Origin of the sequence: Streptomyces sp. BK340 (assembly GCF_007827595.1) — a bacterium.
Classification (GTDB): domain Bacteria; phylum Actinomycetota; class Actinomycetes; order Streptomycetales; family Streptomycetaceae; genus Streptomyces.
The window spans coordinates 167,122-186,314 of sequence record NZ_VISR01000015.1 but is presented as its reverse complement, the minus strand read 5'-3'; the positions used below and the strand labels follow the sequence as shown (position 1 = coordinate 186,314).

Genomic DNA, 19,193 nt, shown 5'->3' with positions numbered 1-19,193 from the left:
CCCCGTCCCGCTTGTCGGTGGCCGAGACGTGATGCCATCGTGGGCGCATGGCATCGTCCCTCCCTGACCATGCATCACTTGTCCATGAACTCAAGGAGGTCAGGCGCGCCGGACTGGTGAGGCTGCGCGGGCGTGCGCTGCCCGGCCTGGAGTCGGCGGCGCAGGCGGTGCCCGCGACCGGCGCCCGGCCTGCCGGCGCGGCCGTGGAGGCGTTGCTGCGGCTCGCCGTGTCGCGCCTGGACGCCGGGACCCTGCGCACCGCCGCCGAGTACACCCTGGGGCTGGCCCAGGGCACCCGGGACTGGCCCGCATCCTCCCGCCGGGCCCGGGCGGCCTCGGTGTACGGGGTGAGCGTCGAGCGGTTCCGCAAGGACCACGAGGTGATGGTCCTCGGCCAGGTCGCCGAGCACGTGCTGCGGCTGGCGGCGGAGCCGGCCGCGGCACCCGGAGCCGCCGTGGCCGAGGCGGGGACCGGCACGCACCGGACCGTGCGGGCCCGGGTCGGCGAGCGGCCGGTGACGCTCACCCTCCATGTGCACCCGGTGGACCTGCTGCGCGACGTGGACGTGGTCGTCTCTCCGTCCAACGTCCACTTCGCGCTGCCCCAGCCGTACAAGTCGTCGGTCGCCGCCTCGCTGCGCCGGGTGTCCTCGGTGCGCGGCGTGACCGGTGACGTCCTGGACGATCCGGTCCACGCCGAGCTGCACAAGTGGGCGTGCCGGAACGGCACTTCCGGGCGCGCCGTGCTGCCCGGCACCGTGGCCGCCACCGGTACGGGGTCCCTGGCCGCACAGGGCGTACGACGGATCTACCACGCCGCGGTCGCCGTTCCCCGGGCCGGGACCAACGACTACGACGTGCTGCCGTCCGACATCACCCGGGCCGCCTCCCGGGCGCTCGCGCTCCTGGCGGAGGAACGCGACCGCTTCGACCCGCCGCTGCGCTCGGTGTGCTTCCCGCTGCTCGGCTCGGGCCGGGGCGGGCTGGCGTACGACGTCAGCCTGGCCGCCTTATGGGCCGCGGTGGAGGCGGAGTTGGCCCGAGGGGCCGACTGGGACGTCCACTTCCTGGTGCGTACGCCCGAGGCGGCGGCGCTCGTGGAGCGCATACCCGCCGGGATCCGCCCACCGTACGACCGACGGCCGCCCGGCGGCCCCGATGGAATGGGGGAAGACCCCCGCTCCGTATGAGGGGCGCGCGGGTCGGGCGAGCGGGCGCGAGGGGGGAACCCGCTCGCCCTGAGCGCTTCTGCAGCCTTGGGGCTGAGTGCACGAACCCAGTTTCGGCTGCCTGTGGCGTCACGGTGGTGCCGCGGGGTCGCTCTCGCCGCGTTCGTCGCCACGCCGCCGAGCGGCCCGGCGGGGAGGCGTTGCGGGCTCACCGCGCCAGGGTGTCGGCGACCTCGATGTCCGGCAGGTCGAGCGCGCAGATCCGCTCGGCCTCGTCGGCGGGGATGCCGAACTGTCGCAGGAGGCCGCTGGTGACCAGGTCCGCGGACCTGGCGTCGTCGCGGTCGGGCTGCGAGTGCAGCAGCGCGCCCAGTGCCGACGCGGCGCCCGCCGTCATCGCCAGCGCGAGGTCCAGGTCCTCCACCCCGAAGCGGCCTGCGTCCACCGCGGCACGGATGTCGTGGACGGCTCGTGGTGCCGATCCGCTTTCGGACCGGGCCAGTTCGAGTCCGTGGTGCAGCAGGATCCGGCTCAGCTCAGGGTGCGGGCGGTGCAGCCGGCCGGTCATGCGGAAACTCTGGGCGGAACGCCACCGCGGGGTCGTCGACGTCCGCGGTGAGGCGGTCCATCACCGTGCCCCACCACTCCAGCGTCTCCTCGACCGCGACCCGGAAGAGGTCCTCCCTGCTGTCGAAGTGGTTGAGGTACGCGTGAGCATCGACCCGCGTGCGGGGCGGCCGGGCTACGACCACCCCGACGAGCCGGCCGGCATCGAGGCCATCCCGCTGGCCGAGCGCGGGCTGCCCGCCACCTCTTGCGAGCTGCGGCGGTGCACGGCCGAGCAGTGGCCCGAGCGGACCGCGCCCACCGTCCTGCCGGATGCCGCGTCCTGGCGCTCGCCCAGGTCCCGCACCCATACGGAGCTGCTCGCCGACGTGCACCGGACCGCCGACGCCCTCCACCGGCTCGGCGTCCGCCGCCCCGACACCGTCGCCGGACGCGCGAAGGACCTCATCATCCGCGGAGGCCACAACATCGACCCCCGGGTCGTCGAGGACGCGCTGCTCTCGCACCCCGCGGTGACCGGCGCCCAGGCCGTCGGACAGCCGGACCGGCGGGCGGGCGAGGTCCCGGTGGCGTACGTGACCCTCGCCGACGCCACGGTCACCGCGGACGACCTGCGCGCCTGGGCCGCGGCCCACGTGAGCGAGGCAGCCGCCGCGCCCAGGGCCGTCCGCATTCTCGACGCGCTCCCGGTCACCGCGGTCGGCAAGCCGTCCAAGCTCCCGCTGCGCGCCGCCGCCACCCGCCGCGTGCTGACCGACGTCCTTCGCGGCATCGACGACGTCGAGGAGATTCGCGCCGCCGCCGACTCCGGGACGGTGCAGGTCATCGTGACACTGCGCGCCCGGGCGACGGTCCCGGGCCGGCGGCCTACGCGAAGGAGATCGTCGGCGAGGCCGCGGCGTTCGACATCGAATGGGGGGACCACAGCCTCTCCTGCGGGACCGCCCATTTCCCTGAGGAAATGCGCGGGCGCCACCCGGAGCTGACGGACGAGGCCGTCGCGGCGCTCGGCTGGTTCTTCAGTCACATGTGGCGCTGACGCAGACACGGGCGCCGATTATCAGAAAAGGACCCGAGGTGTTTCGTATATGGCGACGGGTGCCGACCGCGTGCACGCCGGCGGACGGGAGCACCGAGGCACCGGGTCTCCGGGAGCGCCTACCCTTGACCCATGACCATCAGCAGCGACCGGAGCCCCGCAGTGGACGTAGCAGCACCCAAGACCTACGAAGTCCGTACCTACGGGTGCCAGATGAACGTCCACGATTCCGAGCGATTGTCCGGGCTGCTCGAAGACGCCGGGTACGTGCGCGCCCCCGAGGGGTCGGACGGCGACGCGGACGTCGTGGTCTTCAACACGTGCGCGGTGCGCGAGAACGCCGACAACCGGCTCTACGGCAACCTCGGCCGCCTCGCGTCCAAGAAGGCGGGCCACCCCGGTATGCAGATCGCGGTCGGCGGCTGCCTCGCGCAGAAGGACCGCGACACCATCGTGCAGAAGGCGCCCTGGGTGGACGTCGTCTTCGGCACGCACAACATCGGCAAGCTGCCCGTCCTGCTGGAGCGTGCCCGCGTCCAGGAAGAGGCGCAGGTCGAGATCGCCGAGTCGCTGGAGGCGTTCCCCTCCACACTGCCGACCCGGCGCGAGAGCGCCTACGCGGCCTGGGTCTCGATCTCCGTCGGCTGCAACAACACCTGCACCTTCTGCATCGTGCCGGCCCTGCGTGGCAAGGAGAAGGACCGCCGTCCCGGCGACATCCTCGCCGAGGTCGAGGCGCTGGTCGCCGAGGGCGTCTCCGAGATCACGCTGCTCGGGCAGAACGTCAACGCGTACGGCTCCGACATCGGCGACCGCGAGGCCTTCAGCAAGCTGCTGCGCGCCTGCGGCAGGATCGAGGGCCTGGAGCGGGTCCGCTTCACCTCGCCGCACCCGCGCGACTTCACCGACGACGTCATCGCCGCCATGGCCGAGACACCGAACGTCATGCCGCAGCTGCACATGCCGCTCCAGTCCGGCTCGGACACCGTCCTGAAGGCGATGCGCCGCTCCTACCGGCAGGACCGCTACCTCGGGATCATCGAGAAGGTGCGGGCCGCCATCCCGCACGCCGCCATCACCACCGACATCATCGTGGGCTTCCCGGGGGAGACCGAGGAGGACTTCGAGCAGACCCTCCACGTCGTCCGCGAGGCGCGCTTCACGCAGGCGTTCACCTTCCAGTACTCCAAGCGGCCCGGCACCCCCGCCGCCACCATGGACGACCAGATCCCCAAGGAGGTCGTCCAGGCGCGCTACGAGCGGCTCGTCGCCCTCCAGGAGGAGATCTCCTGGGAGGAGAACAAGAAGCAGGTCGGCCGCACCCTGGAGCTGATGGTCGCCGAGGGCGAGGGCCGCAAGGACGGCGCCACCCACCGGCTGTCCGGCCGCGCCCCCGACAACCGGCTGGTCCACTTCACCAAGCCGGAGCAGGACGTCCGCCCCGGTGACGTGGTCACCGTCGAGATCACGTACGCCGCCCCGCACCACCTCCTCGCCGAGGGTGCCGTCCTCGCCGTGCGCCGCACGCGCGCGGGCGACGCGTGGGAGAAGCGCAACGCCGCCCAGGCCGCCAAGCCGGCGGGCGTGATGCTGGGGCTGCCGACGATCGGGGTGCCGGCGCCGCTGCCGGCCGCCACGAGCGGCTGCGCGCTGGACTGACCACATCCGGAACCCAGGGACGGGGGGCGGAGCATGCCGCACTGGACGGTTCTCGCGCAGTTCGGTCACGGGGACGAGTACCGCAGCGAGGAGGCGGCGCGCTTCGAAGGCACCCTGGAGGAGGCCCGCGCCCGCCTCTACGAGCTCGCCCGCACCCATCGCCCCCGCCCCGGGCTGCGCCAGAAGCGCCGTGACGTCTACCGGATCGGGGACGGGGACGCCTACTACGCGAACATCGAGGGGATGGTCTCCACGTTCCGCGTGATCTACCGGCTTGCCGAGCTGGTGTGGAGCTCCGACCCGGTGCCGCCCCCCTGGCAGTAGGCTCCCGATCATGCTTGTCGCCGCAGCCGTCTGCCCCTGCCCGCCGCTGCTCGTGCCCCAGGTCGCCGCGGGTGCCGCGCCCGAACTGGACGCCGCGCGCGCGGCGTGCACCGACGCGCTCGGCGTGCTCGCCGCCGCCCGCCCCGACCTGCTGGTGGTCGTCGGGCCCGCCGAGCCGAGCGGGCGCGGCCGGCATCCGCAGGGCACCCCGGGCTCCTTCCGGGGCTTCGGTGTCGACGTGGACGTACGCCTCGGTCCGGCCACGGACGCCGCCGCCGAGGGTGAGCTGCCCACGTCGCTGGCGGTCGGGGCCTGGCTGCTGGAGCGCACCGGCTGGGCGGACGCCCCGATCGAGGGGCTCGGTGTCGGGGAACCGCTCGCGACCGAGCTGTGCGTCGAGGCCGGACGGGACATCGCCGCCCGGGCCGAGCGGGTGGCGCTGCTGGTGATGGGCGACGCCAGCGCGTGCCGCACGCTCAAGGCACCGGGCTACCTGGACGAGCGGGCGGCGCCCTTCGACGCCGAGGTCGCGCGTGCGCTGGGAGCGGCGGACATGGCGGCCGTCGAGGCGCTGGACGCCGGGCTGGCGTACGAGCTGAAGGCCTCCGGCCGCGCGCCCTGGCAGGTCCTCGCCGGAGCGGCCGCGGGCACGGGCCTGAGCGGGGCACTGTTCTACGACGACGCCCCTTACGGCGTCGGGTACCTGGTCGCCACCTGGTCCTAGGCGCCGCGCGGCGGCGGACAAGCCCCGGGCGGCGCCCCGCCGCGGAGACGAAACGGCGGACGGCCGGGAGCGCTGGCGCTCCACGGCCGTCCGCCGATCCGCGTGTCGTTCAGGAAGCCGGTGGCGGGCCCTCCGGCCGGGTCGGGGTCGCGGCGTCGCCGGTCTCCGGACCCTCCTTGTGCGCCAGGCGGTCCATCGCCCCCTTCGCCTTGTCCGTACCGACATGGATCTTGTCGCTGTACTTGCCCTTGGTCCGATCGTCCACGGCCTTGGCGGCCTTGTCGATGCTGTGCTGGACCTTGTCCCCGTGCTTCTGGGCGAGGTCCGACACCTTGTCCCTGGCCGGGGCGAGCTTGGCCTTCACGTTGTCCATCAGACCCATGGTCCACCTTCCCTCACGGGGACAGTCATGTGCGGGCGCTCTCACCGGCCTCGCTGTCGGCGGCCGCGTCCGCCGACTGCTGCTTGGGGATCTCCGCGCTCTCGGCCGCGCCGGACTCGGTGGCCTTCGCCTCCGCCGCCTCGCCCTCGCGCCCGTCCTCGGCCGACCCCTTCGCCTCCGCTGCCCGGTCCGCTTCCGCCACCACCTCGGCCGCTCCCGACTCGGTGCCGGTCTGCACCTCGTCGGGCGCCGCCTCCTGCGTCGCTTTCGACCTGCCGAGGAGCCGTGCAAAAACGCCCATATCCACTCCTTACATTACTCGTGTGGGCGAAATCCCGCGTCACACGGTGCATCCGTTTGCGCCACCCGGGTCACCATGTCCGACGACCGGTGGGCACCTCGGTGCAACGAAGTGCGATGCGTACCGTCACGTAACTCGTTCGAGGCGTGGTCGTGAGGTTTGCGAGACTGGTGCGGTGAGCAGTGCATCTTCCGCCCCCCGCGTCATCGCCGTCGTCGGACCCACAGCGGCCGGAAAGTCCGATCTGGGCGTTTTCCTGGCCCAACGACTCGACGGCGAGGTCGTCAACGCCGACTCCATGCAGCTCTACCGAGGGATGGACATCGGCACCGCCAAGCTGACGCGCGAGGAGCGCGGCGGCATCCCGCACCACCTGCTGGACATCTGGGACGTGACGGTCACCGCCTCCGTCGCCGAGTACCAGAAGCTGGCCCGCGAGCGGATCGACGCCCTGCTCGCCGAGGGCCGCTGGCCGATCCTGGTGGGCGGCTCCGGACTCTACGTCCGCGGAGCCGTCGACAACCTGGAGTTCCCCGGCACCGACCCCGTGGTCAGGGCCCGCCTGGAGGAGGAGCTGGCGCTGCGTGGCTCCGGCGCCCTGCACGCGCGCCTGGCCGCCGCCGACCCCGAGGCCGCCCGCGCGATCCTGCCCAGCAACGGCCGCCGTATCGTCCGCGCCCTGGAAGTGATCGAGATCACCGGGCAGCCCTTCACGGCCAACCTTCCCGGCCACGACTCCGTCTACGACACCGTCCAGATCGGCGTCGACGTCGCGCGCCCCGAACTCGACGAGCGCATCGCGCTCCGTGTCGACCGGATGTGGGAGGCGGGTCTCGTCGACGAGGTGCGCGCCCTGGAGACGCAGGGGCTGCGCGAGGGCGTCACGGCCTCGCGCGCGCTGGGCTACCAGCAGGTACTCGCCGCGCTCGCCGGGGACTGCACCGAAGCGGAAGCGCGGGCCGAGACCGTGCGCGCCACCAAGCGCTTCGCGCGCCGCCAGGATTCATGGTTCAGGCGCGATCCGCGGGTGCACTGGCTGAGTGGGGCCGCGGCGGACCGCGGGGAACTTCCGCGGCAGGCCCTGGCGTTGGTCGAACGACCGGTCACAGCCTGATCACGTCATGGCATCGGGATGCGCCGCCGGTCAGCGGGGCGCGCGGCGCCGTGCCATCATCGTGCTTCGATCGACCAAGTGGAGTCCTAGTTGGGAGGGCGCGTGGCGATGGAGGCCGGCCCTCGCGACACCGCACGGAGTACCGAGCACGTCACCACGGACGGTGACGAGCCGGACCGGCGCGAGGACTCTCTGACCGAGCTGACCGACCTGACCGACGACGGCCCGGACGAGACCCCGGGCGTTGTCACTGCCGACGGGCCTGCGCCCGAGGAGATGTACGCGAGCGGCCCGGAGGTCGAGGTCGAGCTGCGCCCGCAGCGGCGCCTGCGCATCTGGCAGCTCGCGCCCATCGTGGCCCTGGCCGCGGGCGGCTCCCTGATGTTCGCCTTCCCGCTCGCCTTCGACTTCGGCGACAGCGGCGCCGTGATCGCCATGCTGGGCCTCCTGATCTGCTCCTGCGCGGCGGGCTGGGGCATGATGGCCGCCCGCCGGGTGGGCTACACCTGGCCGGGTCTCCCCGCCCGCGGCTCGGGCCGCCGCCCGGACTGGCGGGTGGTGCTCGGGTACGTCCTGCTGGTTGCCGTCGTGGTCACTCTTGCCGTCTGGCGCGTGGCGAGGCTCCGCTGAGGCGTCCCGCAAGGGGTGCAGGTCCCGCAGCGCGAGGACGCCCTTCCCTTACGATCGAGGAATGAGCACGCGCACGCGGATTTCCTTCCTCAAGGGCCACGGCACCGAGAACGACTTCGTGATCGTCCCGGACCCCGAGAACGCCCTCGACCTCACGCCGGAGACCGTCGCCGCCCTGTGCGACCGCCGCGCCGGCATCGGCGGCGACGGGGTGCTGCACGTCGTCCGGTCCGCCGCGCACCCGGAGGCCCGGGAGATGGCCGCCGAGGCGGAGTGGTTCATGGACTACCGCAACGGCGACGGCTCGATCGCGGAGATGTGCGGCAACGGCACCCGGGTGTTCGCCCGCTACCTCCAGCACGCCGGGCTCGTGGGCGAGGGCGACCTCTCGATCGCCACGCGCGCGGGCGTGAAGAGCGTGCACATCGCGAAGGACGGTGACGTCACCATCGGCATGGGCAGGGCCCGCCTGCCCGAGGGCGAGGTCTCCGTGAGCGTCGGCGAGCGCAGCTGGCCCGCGCGCAACGTGAACATGGGCAACCCGCACGCCGTCGCCTTCGTCGAGGACCTCGCACACGCCGGCAACCTGTACGCCGCGCCGCCCGTCAGCCCGGCGGCCGCCTACCCGGACGGGGTCAACGTCGAGTTCGTCGTCGACCGCGGCCCCCGGCACGTCGCGATGCGCGTGCACGAGCGCGGCTCCGGCGAGACCCGCTCCTGCGGCACCGGCGCGTGCGCGGTCGCCGTGGCCACCGCCCGGCGCGACGGTGCCGACCCGGCCGTCACCGGTGCGCCGACGACGTACACCGTGGACGTGCCCGGCGGGCGCCTGGTCATCACCGAACGGCCGGACGGCGAGATCGAGATGACCGGACCCGCCGTGATCGTCGCCGAGGGCGAGATCGACTCCCAGTGGCTGGAAAACGCGCTCCGCTGACCTGGGGAAACCGTGCAACGAGCGGCTCCGGGCGCCGGTTTCGGTGATTTCCGGCGGCCGGGACCGTTCGAAACCGCGGCCGAGTGCAGGGCAGGTGGCGCAAACTCTAAACCTCCTCGTCGTCGCTCGATTGGGTGATCCGTTTCACGCTCGGCGAGAGGCGGTCAGTCGCACGTGGTGGGCTCGGTAGCATCAAGCACCGGCACGGACGGGGGAACGTTGCCATCCCTGAGCCGCGCATGCCCTGGGCTCCGTCCGCCGGTCGACGAGCCGGAGGTGCCCATGAGTGCGGAGGCCACGAACCCTGCGACCCCTGGCCCGGTAGCGCCCACGGCGCCCACAGTGGCCCGCAGGAAGTCCCGGGCCCGGATCGACCTGCGCAGGCTCGGCCGGGCCGCGCTGCTCGGCCCCGCCGTTCGCGGCAGGCTGCCCGACGCGATCGGCCACGTCGTGGAGGCGCACCGCGCCCACCACCCCGACGCGGACCTCGAACCCCTGCGCCGCGCCTACGTCCTGGCCGAGTCCTCGCACCGCGGCCAGATGCGCAAGAGCGGCGAGCCGTACATCACGCACCCGCTGGCCGTGACCCTGATCCTCGCCGAACTCGGCGCCGAGACCACCACCTTGACGGCCTCTCTGCTCCACGACACCGTCGAGGACACCGATGTGACGCTGGACCAGGTGCGCGAGCAGTTCGGCGAGGAGGTGCGTTACCTGGTCGACGGCGTCACGAAGCTGGAGAAGGTCGACTACGGAGCGGCCGCCGAGCCCGAGACCTTCCGCAAGATGCTCGTCGCCACGGGCAGCGACGTGCGCGTCATGTCGATCAAGCTCGCCGACCGCCTGCACAACATGCGCACGCTCGGCGTGATGCGCCCCGAGAAGCAGGAGCGGATCGCCAAGGTCACCCGCGACGTCCTCATCCCGCTCGCCGAACGCCTGGGTGTGCAGGCCCTGAAGACCGAACTGGAGGACCTCGTCTTCGCCATCCTCCATCCCGAGGAGTACGAACACACCAGGGAGCTGATCGCCGCGAACGCGGCCCGCTCCGACGATCCCCTCTCGGAGATCGCCGACGAGGCCCGTGGAGTGCTGCGCGAGGCGGACATCCCGGCCGAAGTCCTCATCCGCCCCCGCCACTTCGTCTCCGTCCACCGTGTGGCCCGAAAACGCGGAGAACTGCGCGGCGCCGACTTCGGCCGCCTCCTGGTGCTCGTGAACGAGGACGCGGACTGTTACGGCGTCCTCGGTGAACTGCACACCTGCATGACGCCGGTCGTCTCGGAGTTCAAGGACTTCATCGCCGTACCGAAGTTCAACCTCTACCAGTCCCTGCACACCGCGGTCGCCCGCGCGGACGGCCAGGTCGCCGAAGTCCTCATCCGCACCCACCAGATGCACAAGGTGGCCGAAGCCGGCGTGGTCGCCCTCGGCAACCCGTACGCACCGGGCTCCGACGACCCGGCCGACGGCGAGCGCGCCGACCCCACCCGCCCCGGCTGGCTCTCCCGCCTCCTCGACTGGCAGCAGGCCGCGCCCGACCCGGACACCTTCTGGTCCACCCTGCGCGAGGACCTCGCCCAGGACCGCGAGATCACCGTCTTCCGCCCCGACGGCGGCACTCTGGGCCTGCCCGAGGGCGCCACCTGTGTGGACGCCGCCTACGCGCAGTACGGCGAGGACGCCCACGCCTGCATCGGCGCCCGGGTCAACGGCCGCCTGGCTACCCTCAGCACGATCCTGAGAGACGGCGACACGGTCCAGCTCCTCATGGGCCAGGACCCGGCCTCCGAGCCCTCCCGCGAGTGGCTGGAGCACGCACACACCCCGGCCGCCCGCATCGCCATCCAGCGATGGCTGGCCACGCACCCGGCCGGGGACGCGGAGGGCGGGGCCGAGGGTGCGGAGGGCGGGACTGGCGCGGCCGCGGCGAGCGGTGCGGAGGGCGAGTCAGCGAGCGCCGGCGGGAGCACCGCGGGCACGGGAGGCGGCGCGGCCACGGCGAGCGGTACGGCCGCCCGGTCCGCCGGGACCGACGGCGCCGCCGCGGGCCGCCCACGCGGCGCCGACGTCCTGGCGGACCGCCCCGGGGCCGCCGTACGCCTCGCCGGGTGCTGTACGCCCGTACCGCCCGACGAGATCACCGGCTTCGCCGTGCGCGGGGGAGTGGTGACCGTGCACCGCGTGGGGTGTGCGGGGGTGGCGCACATGAAGAGCCGGGGGCGTGCGGAGATCGGTGTGCGCTGGGGAGACACCACCGCGTGCCGGGTCACCCTGGTCGCTGAATCGTTCGGCCGCCCCCATCTGCTCGCCGACCTCACCGAGGCGATCGCCCTGCAGGGCGCCGAGATCGTCTCCGCGACCGTGGAACCCCCGACCCAGCAGCGGGTCCGCCACACCTACACCCTGGAGCTGCCCGACGCGGCCCACCTCCCGGCCCTCATGCGCGCGATGCGCGACGTGGCCGGGGTGTACGACGTGAGCAGGGCCCAGCACCAGGCGCCCGCTTCCTGAAGCGACGCCGGCGTCCCGCGAGAAGAGCCGCCGGGCTTCCTGAGAAAGGCGCTCCGGACGAACCCGTTCGGGTGGGCCGGGCGCGCGTCGCCGCCGTGGCGCACGCGCGCGCTGGTAGCGGTGTTGCATGCCGCTCACCTCCCGCCCGCGCGCGAACCACCGGCCCCTGCGCCGCCGGACGGCTGCCCTGCTCGCCTCCGCCGTCTCCGTCTGCCTCCTCGCCGCCGCCGCACCCGCCCAGCCCCTGGGCGTCGGCGACCGCCTCTACCCGTACCTGGGCAACCCCGGATACGACGTGGCGTCGTACGACCTGTCCTTCACCTATCCCGGCTCCAACGACAAGCCGCTCCGGGCCGTCACGACGATCGACGCCCGGACGACCGCCGACCTGGACCGCGTCAACCTCGACTTCGCGCACGGCAAGGTCGAGTCCGTCGAGGTCGACGGCCGCCGCGCCGGCTTCACGAGTGCCGGCCAGGACCTGGTCGTCACGCCGGTGCGATCCCTGCACAAGGGCCACTGGACCCGGATCGTCGTGACGCACACCAGCGATCCCGTCGCTGGCAAGGACGAGGACGGCGGCTGGGTGCGCACCTCCGACGGCCTCGCCATGGCCAACCAGGCCGACGCCGCCCACCTGGTCTTCCCGTGCAACGACCACCCGTCCGACAAGGCGATGTTCACCATCCACGTCACCGCCCCGAACGGTTACACCGTCGTCGCCAACGGCGTACCCGCCGGAGCGAACCGGGTCGGCAACGGCACCACCTGGACCTACCGCACCGAGCACCCCATGGCCACCGAACTCGCCCAGGTGTCCATCGGCCGCTCCGCCGTCCTGCACCGCGACGGGCCGCACGGGCTGCCGGTCCGGGACGTCGTGCCCAGCGCCGACCGCAAGGAACTCGAACCCTGGCTCGCGAAGACGCCCGACCAGATCGCCTGGATGGAGAGCAAGGTCGGCAAGTTCCCGTTCGAGACGTACGGCGTGCTCATGGCGCAGGCCTCCACCGGATTCGAACTGGAGACACAGACTCTCTCGCTCTTCGAGAAGCGCCTGTTCACGGGGCCCGACTACCCCAAGTGGTACCTCGAGTCGATCATGGTGCACGAGCTGTCCCACCAGTGGTTCGGCGACAGCGTCAGCCCCCGCACCTGGTCCGACGTCTGGCTGAACGAGGGCCACGCCACCTGGTACGAGTCCCTCTACTCGGAGGAGAAGGCGCACAAGCCCATGGAGGACCGGATGAAGGCCGCCTACAGCGCCTCCGACAGCTGGCGCGCCTCCGGCGGCCCGCCCGCCCGGCCCAAGCCGCCCGCGCCCGGCCAGAAGATCGGCATCTTCCGTCCCAACATCTACGACGGCGCCGCGCTGGCCCTCTACGCCCTGCGCCAGGAGATCGGCGCACGGGCCTTCGAGCGCCTGGAGAAGCTGTGGGTCAAGCAGCACCGGGACTCCACCGCCACCACCGCCGACTACATCCGCCTCGCCTCGGCCGTCGCCGGCCGCGACCTGAGCGGGTTCCTCGAGGACTGGCTGTACGGGGAGAAGACCCCGCCGATGCCCGGCCACCCGGACTGGAAGACCATGAAGCCGGGCAGGGACGCCAAGAACACCGAGGACACCATGCGTGCCATGGGCCCGGCCCGGAAATAAGGCGGTGACGAGACGGGCCGTACCGTGCGACCATCTTCAGGTCGGCGCGGTACGGACACGGGAATCTCCCGGGGTGCCCACGCGTTGAGACAATGTCCGCCGATTCGGCATTCGCATCGACGTAAGGATCCAATGACCTCCTCTTCTTCCCCTTCCCAGGACACCAAGCGCCTCGCGCACGACTATCCCGAAGGTCTTCGGGCCGATGCCCTGATGGAAGAGGACGTCGCCTGGAGCCACGAGATCGACGGCGAGCGGGACGGCGACCAGTTCGACCGCTCCGAACGCGCGGCGCTGCGCCGTGTGGCGGGCCTCTCCACCGAGCTCGAGGACGTCACCGAGGTCGAGTACCGACAGCTCCGCCTGGAGCGGGTCGTGCTCGTCGGGGTGTGGACCACGGGCACGGCGCAGGACGCGGACAACTCCCTCGCGGAGCTGGCCGCCCTCGCCGAGACCGCGGGCGCGCTCGTGCTCGACGGCGTGATCCAGCGCCGTGACAAGCCCGACGCGGCCACCTACATCGGCTCCGGCAAGGCGCTGGAGCTGCGCGACATCGTCCTCGAGACGGGCGCCGACACCGTCATCTGCGACGGTGAGCTGAGCCCGGGCCAGCTGATCCAGCTCGAGGACGTCGTCAAGGTCAAGGTCATCGACCGCACGGCCCTGATCCTCGACATCTTCGCCCAGCACGCCAAGTCCCGAGAGGGCAAGGCGCAGGTCGCGCTCGCGCAGATGCAGTACATGCTGCCGAGGCTGCGAGGCTGGGGTCAGTCGCTGTCCCGCCAGATGGGTGGCGGTCGCGGCGGCCTCGCCACCCGTGGCCCCGGTGAGACCAAGATCGAGACGGACCGGCGACGGATCCGCGAGAAGATGGCGAAGATGCGCCGGGAGATCGCGGAGATGAAGACCGGCCGCGAGATCAAGCGCCAGGAGCGCCGGCGTCACAAGGTGCCGTCCGTCGCCATCGCGGGCTACACCAACGCCGGCAAGTCCTCCCTGCTCAACCGCCTCACCGGCGCGGGCGTCCTGGTCGAGAACGCCCTGTTCGCGACCCTGGACCCGACCGTGCGCCGCGCGGAGACCCCGAGCGGCCGCCTGTACACCCTGGCCGACACCGTCGGCTTCGTCCGGCACCTGCCGCACCACCTGGTCGAGGCGTTCCGCTCCACCATGGAGGAGGTCGGCGACTCCGACCTGATCCTGCATGTGGTGGACGGCTCGCACCCGGCCCCGGAGGAGCAGCTCGCCGCCGTGCGCGAGGTGATCCGGGACGTCGGCGCCACCGACGTACCCGAGATCGTCGTGATCAACAAGGCGGACGCGGCCGACCCGCTGGTGCTCCAGCGGCTGATGCGGATCGAGAAGCGCTCCATCGCGGTCTCGGCCCGCACCGGCCAGGGCCTCGAGGAGCTGCTGGCACTGATCGACAGCGACCTGCCGCGGCCGTCGGTCGAGATCGAGGCGATCGTGCCGTACACGCACGGCAAGCTCGTCGCCCGCGCCCACACCGAGGGCGAGGTGATCTCCGAGGAGCACACCCCGGAGGGCACCCTGCTCAAGGTCCGGGTCCACGAGGAACTCGCGGCCGACCTCGCGCCGTACGTTCCGGCGCAGCTCGCCTGACACTCCCAGCACGGCCGGAAGGCCCGTTCCCTCGCACGAGGGAACGGGCCTTCCGGCCGTGTGCGGTCAGCGACCGCCGTACGTCTTGCTCATGCTCTCGTAGAGCGCCTGGGCCTCCGGACCGAGCTGCGGGCCGGCGAGCCAGGTGTTGTTCGTCGGGCCGATCGACGTGTTCGAGACCAGCGCGGTCCTGCCGTTCACCACACGGAACCAGCCGCCGCCGGAGGAGCCGCCGGTCATGGTGCAGCCGATCCGGTACATCGTGGGCAGCGACGAGCTCAGCGACAGCCGGCCGGGCCGGTCGAGGCACTTGAACATCTTCAGCCCGTTGAACGGCGGCGCCGCCGGGTAGCCCCAGGCGCCCATGGTCGACACCTCGGTCGCGGACGGCGCCGAGAAGTCGACGTCGAGGGCAGCCCCGACCGTCTCCTCCAGCGACTTGGCCCCGGACTCGGGCTTCACGTGCAGCACCGCGTAGTCGTACGGCGCACCCGAGCCGCCCGACTCCGAGCCGCCCTGGATCCACTCGTTCGAGGTCGAGGCCCAGTCCGCCCACCACGTGCCGTACGGCGCGACCTCCGAGGTCGTCGCGTTCGCCAGCTCCGACTCCGGCTTGCCGAGGTCGTTGTACGACGGCACGAAGGCGATGTTGCGGTACCAGCCGCCCTCCTTGCCGGCGTGCACGCAGTGGCCCGCCGTCCACACCAGGTTGGACTTGCCCGGGTGGTTGACGTCCTTGATCACCGTGCCGGAGCAGACCATCGCACCCTCGGGCGAGTCGAAGAAGACCTTGCCCACGGGGGCCGCGTTCCGGTGGTACGGCGTCTTCTCCGCCACGGCCTTGACCGGCTGCGGCTCCGGGTCACTGACGCCCTGGTCGGCGGCGGCGTCCTTGGTGGACAGCGTCTTGTTGGCCTCCTTGGCGGACTTCATCCGCTCCGGCTTCCACAGACCCTGGATCACCGGGTTGACGAAATCCTTGGCCTCACTGAGCCACTTGTCCTTGTCCCAGTTCTTCCAGCCGCCGTTCTGCCACTTGTCGACGTCGACGCCGTGCTTCTTGAGCTTGTCCTTGATGTCGTCCGGTATGTGGACCTTGCCGTCGTCGCCGGCGGCCTGCGAAGCGCCGGCCCGGCCGCCCGCCTTGTCGTCGTCGGAGCCGTTGCAGGCCGTGGCGGTGAGCGCCAGGGCGGCGACCAGGCCGGTCGCGGCAAGGACGGTACGGCGACGGCCCCTCGAGGACCTATGTGCGGAACGCATTGGTGCGATAACCCCCGTTGAAGCTTTTGATGACATCCCACTATGCCCGTGGGATCGGGGACGGACGGCGGCGAGACGGTGAAGGTTCCTGTGAGACGCCTTGCCGCCGCCCGTGCCCGGACTGTGCCCGCGGACCTACCGTCCGGCGAACTTCTTGCTGACCGAGTCGTACACGCCCTTGGCCACCTCACCCAGCCGGGGACCCGCCAGCCAGCCCGAAGTCACCGGGCCGATGGACGTGTTGGACACGAGCGCCGGCTTGCCGTCCGCGCCCGTCTCCACCCAGCCGCCGCCGGAGGAGCCACCGGTCATCGTGCAGCCGATGCGGTACATCGTCGGGTCCGACTTGTTGATCGACAGCCGGCCCGGCTTGTCCTGGCACTGGTACGCCAGCTGGCCGTCGTAAGGAGCCGCCGCCGGGTAGCCGGTCGCCGTGATGCTCCGCACCTGCGGCACGGCAGGGGCGTTGAAGTTCACCGGAAGCGCGCCGCCGACAGTCTCCTCAAGCGACTTCCCGGCGTTGCCCTGCTCCGGGGTCACGTGGATCACGGCGTAGTCGTAGGAGGCGCCGTTGCCGCCGGTCTCACCACCCTGGTCGATCCACTGCTGCGAGGTCTTCGCACCGTCGGCCCACCAGACGCCGTACGGCGCGACCTCTTCCCGTGCGGCGTTCTGCAGCTGGTCCGCCGACTTGGCCGCGTTGTTGTACGACGGCACGAAGGCGATGTTGCGGTACCAGCCGCCGCTCTTGCCGGCGTGCACGCAGTGCCCCGCCGTCCAGATGAGGTTGGACTTGCCCGGGTGCGCCGGGTCCTGCACGACCGTCGCCGAGCAGACCATGGTGCCCTCGGGGGAGTCGAAGAACACCTTGCCCGACGTGGCCGCGCTGGTGTGGTACGGCGGCCGGACCGCCTGTGCCTTCACCGGCGCCGGGGTCGGGTCGGTCACGCCCTGGTCGCCGGAGATGTCGTTGTCGTCGACACCCTTGTCCTTGTCCGGGTCGTTGGCGCCCCGCATCCGGTCCGGGTCCCACAGGCCCTTGATGATCGGGTTGATGAAGTCGTTGGCCTCGCGCAGCCAGTCGTCCCTGTTCCAGTTCTTCCAGGCGCCGTTCTTCCACTTGTCGATGTCGATCCCGTGCTCTTTGAGCTTGTTCTTGATGTCGTCCGGGATCTGGATCTTTCCGTCGCCGGTCCCGTTCGCCGTCGCGCTGGCGGTCGGCTTGCCGTCGGCGTGGTCGTCGCCGTTGCAGGCGGTGGCGGTCAGGGCCAGCGCCGAAGCGAGGGCGACCGCCGCCAGCGCGGGGGAGGTTCTGCGGGACGCACCCCTCCCGCGGCGAACGGTGAACGACGGCCGTATGGATCGCATGGTCTTGACTCCCCCTGCTGTAAAGGAACTCGGCGCTTCGGCTGCGGCACCGGCCGTGAACCCGCTCGGAGTTCATGCCGGTGTCACGGCTTTATGGGAACGGGACCACACACTATGCGCTCGCTGTGGGTGACTTCCGACGGAAGCGCAACAGTTCCGTCACGGCAAGGATCTTGAGGCAACCCGTAACCCGCAGGCTCGTGAGCTGTTGGTAGCGGTGGGGGTCCTGCTGCCTGTGCCCGGTCCCCGTGGATCAACTCGCCTCTGGACAGCAGGGAGGACAGCGAGCCGTGGCCGTGACCGAGTCGGTGGCTGAAGGGGCGCACGGGGGAGCGCGTGCCGTGCACGAGGGGATCCTCAGGCGCCAGTCGGCGCGCGAGTCCGCGGCGCGCACCTACGCACGCGCCCTGCCCATCGTGCCCGTGCGGGCCCGGGGGATGACCATCGAGGGCGCCGACGGCCGCCGCTACCTGGACTGCCTCTCCGGCGCCGGAACGCTCGCCCTCGGCCACAACCACCCGGTCGTGCTGGAAGCCATCCGCCGCGTCCTCGAATCCGGCGCCCCGCTCTCCGTCCTCGACCTGGCGACCCCCGTCAAGGACGCGTTCATCACCGAACTGTTCCGCACCCTGCCGCCCGGGCTCGCCGACCGCGCCCGCGTCCAGTTCTGCGGACCGGCCGGCACCGATGCGGTCGAGGCCGCCTTCAAGCTGGTCAGGGCCGCGACCGGGCGTACCGGCATGCTCGCCTTCACCGGCGCCTACCACGGCATGACCTCCGGAGCCCTCGCCGCCTCCGGCGGCGCGGGCGACGTACGGGTCGCCCGTCTGCCCTACCCGCAGGACTACCGCTGCCCCTTCGGTGTCGGAGGCCCGCCCGGCGCCGAACTCGCCGCCCGCTGGACCGAGTCCCTCCTCGACGACCCCAAGTCGGGCGTGCCGCTGCCCGCCGGGATGATCCTCGAACCCGTCCAGGGCGAGGGCGGGGTGATCCCGGCGCCGGACGACTGGCTGCGCCGTATGCGGCAGATCACGGCCGACCGGTCCGTCCCGCTGATCGCCGACGAGATCCAGACCGGCGTCGGCCGCACCGGCGCCTTCTGGGGCGTCGGGCACAGCGGCGTCACGCCCGACGTCATGGTCCTGTCCAAGGCCATCGGCGGCAGCCTCCCGCTGGCCGTGGTCGTCTACCGCGACGACCTCGACGTCTGGCAGCCCGGCGCCCACGCGGGCACCTTCCGCGGCAACCAGCTGGCCATGGCCGCGGGCACCGCAACCCTGGCCCATGTCCGAGAGAACGGCCTCGCCGAGCGGGCCGCCGTCCTCGGCTCCCGGATGCTGTCCGAACTGCGCGGACTGCAGCCGGAGTTCCCCTGCGTCGGGGACGTGCGGGGCCGCGGCCTGATGATCGGCGTCGAACTGGTGGACCCGGAGGGCGAGGGGACCGGGCCGGGTGCAACCCCCTCCGCCGACGACCACCACGTCACGACGAGCGGGCTGGAACCCACCCGCGCGCCACGCCCCGCGGACCCCGAACTCGCCGCGGTCGTCCAGCGGGAGTGCCTCGACCGCGGCCTCATCGTGGAGCTGGGCGGCCGCCACGACAGTGTCGTACGGCTCCTTCCGCCGCTGACCATCAGCGACGAGCAGGCGGCAGCCGTGCTGGACCGCCTCGCCGACGCGGTGGCCGCCGCGACCCGCCGTCAGCAGGACCGCGGCCACCGTCAGCACCGGCCGGACGGCCCTGCCCAGGGCACCGGCTAGACACCGCACACCGGCGCCCGCACCGCCGCAGCCGGAGAGCCCGACACCGCCTGCGCCACACGTCCTCGCCACCAGGGCGCCCCACCGACCACGGCACGACGACCGAGCGCGCCCGACCGGACGAGACCAGCCCCGCCACACCCCAGACCAGCCCCGAGGAGC

Annotated in this window: 17 protein-coding genes; 12 read left to right on the top strand and 5 right to left on the bottom strand. The window is 72.2% G+C overall.

The window, feature by feature from the left end:
* Positions 1–47: 47 nt before the first annotated feature.
* Positions 48–1,190: a hypothetical protein gene (locus FB157_RS25560; RefSeq protein ID WP_145882981.1), complete on the top strand. Its 1,143-nt coding sequence runs from the start codon at positions 48–50 to the stop codon at positions 1,188–1,190.
* Positions 1,191–1,377: 187 nt separating this feature from the next.
* Here the strand turns inward: FB157_RS25560 and FB157_RS25555 are convergent, their stop codons facing one another.
* The gene (locus FB157_RS25555; protein WP_186581676.1) at positions 1,378–1,737 is read right to left on the bottom strand and encodes a hypothetical protein; all 360 of its coding nucleotides are present in this window, start codon (positions 1,735–1,737) and stop codon (positions 1,378–1,380) included.
* Between the two features lie 142 nt (positions 1,738–1,879).
* On the opposite strand from FB157_RS25555, the gene FB157_RS25550 reads away from it, so the two are divergent.
* The 4 genes from FB157_RS25550 to FB157_RS25535 all read left to right on the top strand — a co-directional run bounded on the left by FB157_RS25550 (position 1,880) and on the right by FB157_RS25535 (position 5,482).
* Positions 1,880–2,722, top strand: coding sequence for an AMP-binding enzyme (locus FB157_RS25550; RefSeq protein ID WP_261386522.1), 843 nt, complete (start codon positions 1,880–1,882; stop codon positions 2,720–2,722).
* A gap of 185 nt (positions 2,723–2,907) precedes the next feature.
* Positions 2,908–4,434: a tRNA (N6-isopentenyl adenosine(37)-C2)-methylthiotransferase MiaB gene (gene miaB / locus FB157_RS25545; RefSeq protein WP_145882980.1), complete on the top strand. Its 1,527-nt coding sequence runs from the start codon at positions 2,908–2,910 to the stop codon at positions 4,432–4,434.
* 33 nt (positions 4,435–4,467) lie between these two features.
* The gene (locus tag FB157_RS25540; protein ID WP_145882979.1) at positions 4,468–4,758 is read left to right on the top strand and encodes a hypothetical protein; all 291 of its coding nucleotides are present in this window, start codon (positions 4,468–4,470) and stop codon (positions 4,756–4,758) included.
* A gap of 10 nt (positions 4,759–4,768) precedes the next feature.
* Entirely contained in the window at positions 4,769–5,482 is a 714-nt protein-coding gene (locus tag FB157_RS25535) for a class III extradiol dioxygenase subunit B-like domain-containing protein (RefSeq protein ID WP_145882978.1), read from the top strand.
* A 109-nt stretch (positions 5,483–5,591) separates the two neighbouring features.
* On the opposite strand, the gene FB157_RS25530 is transcribed toward FB157_RS25535, so the two are convergent.
* Both FB157_RS25530 and FB157_RS25525 read right to left on the bottom strand, forming a co-directional pair.
* Positions 5,592–5,864 (bottom strand): antitoxin, encoded by a 273-nt coding sequence (locus FB157_RS25530; protein WP_145882977.1) that lies wholly within the window; start codon positions 5,862–5,864, stop codon positions 5,592–5,594.
* Between the two features lie 25 nt (positions 5,865–5,889).
* The gene (locus FB157_RS25525) at positions 5,890–6,165 is read right to left on the bottom strand and encodes a hypothetical protein (RefSeq protein ID WP_145882976.1); all 276 of its coding nucleotides are present in this window, start codon (positions 6,163–6,165) and stop codon (positions 5,890–5,892) included.
* 175 nt (positions 6,166–6,340) lie between these two features.
* Here FB157_RS25525 and miaA point away from each other — a divergent pair, with 175 nt between their 5' ends.
* The 6 genes from miaA to hflX all read left to right on the top strand — a co-directional run bounded on the left by miaA (position 6,341) and on the right by hflX (position 14,640).
* Positions 6,341–7,279: a tRNA (adenosine(37)-N6)-dimethylallyltransferase MiaA gene (gene miaA / locus FB157_RS25520; protein ID WP_145882975.1), complete on the top strand. Its 939-nt coding sequence runs from the start codon at positions 6,341–6,343 to the stop codon at positions 7,277–7,279.
* Positions 7,280–7,387: 108 nt separating this feature from the next.
* On the top strand, positions 7,388–7,909 hold the full coding sequence (locus FB157_RS25515; RefSeq protein ID WP_145883029.1) for a hypothetical protein: 522 nt from the start codon (positions 7,388–7,390) through the stop codon (positions 7,907–7,909).
* 61 nt (positions 7,910–7,970) lie between these two features.
* The gene (gene dapF, locus FB157_RS25510; protein ID WP_145882974.1) at positions 7,971–8,846 is read left to right on the top strand and encodes a diaminopimelate epimerase; all 876 of its coding nucleotides are present in this window, start codon (positions 7,971–7,973) and stop codon (positions 8,844–8,846) included.
* Between the two features lie 282 nt (positions 8,847–9,128).
* The gene (locus FB157_RS25505) at positions 9,129–11,360 is read left to right on the top strand and encodes a bifunctional (p)ppGpp synthetase/guanosine-3',5'-bis(diphosphate) 3'-pyrophosphohydrolase (protein ID WP_145882973.1); all 2,232 of its coding nucleotides are present in this window, start codon (positions 9,129–9,131) and stop codon (positions 11,358–11,360) included.
* A 127-nt stretch (positions 11,361–11,487) separates the two neighbouring features.
* Positions 11,488–13,017 (top strand): M1 family metallopeptidase, encoded by a 1,530-nt coding sequence (locus FB157_RS25500; protein ID WP_145882972.1) that lies wholly within the window; start codon positions 11,488–11,490, stop codon positions 13,015–13,017.
* A 132-nt stretch (positions 13,018–13,149) separates the two neighbouring features.
* Positions 13,150–14,640, top strand: coding sequence for a GTPase HflX (gene hflX / locus FB157_RS25495; protein WP_145882971.1), 1,491 nt, complete (start codon positions 13,150–13,152; stop codon positions 14,638–14,640).
* A gap of 66 nt (positions 14,641–14,706) precedes the next feature.
* Here the strand turns inward: hflX and FB157_RS25490 are convergent, their stop codons facing one another.
* Together FB157_RS25490 and FB157_RS25485 are read right to left on the bottom strand one after the other, a co-directional pair.
* Positions 14,707–15,900 (bottom strand): serine protease, encoded by a 1,194-nt coding sequence (locus FB157_RS25490; RefSeq protein WP_145882970.1) that lies wholly within the window; start codon positions 15,898–15,900, stop codon positions 14,707–14,709.
* A 135-nt stretch (positions 15,901–16,035) separates the two neighbouring features.
* On the bottom strand, positions 16,036–17,268 hold the full coding sequence (locus tag FB157_RS25485; protein ID WP_145882969.1) for a serine protease: 1,233 nt from the start codon (positions 17,266–17,268) through the stop codon (positions 16,036–16,038).
* A gap of 290 nt (positions 17,269–17,558) precedes the next feature.
* Between FB157_RS25485 and FB157_RS25480 the strand changes: the two genes are divergently transcribed.
* Complete coding sequence (locus FB157_RS25480; RefSeq protein WP_145882968.1) at positions 17,559–19,031, top strand: diaminobutyrate--2-oxoglutarate transaminase family protein; 1,473 nt, start codon at positions 17,559–17,561, stop codon at positions 19,029–19,031.
* Positions 19,032–19,193 lie beyond the last annotated feature (162 nt).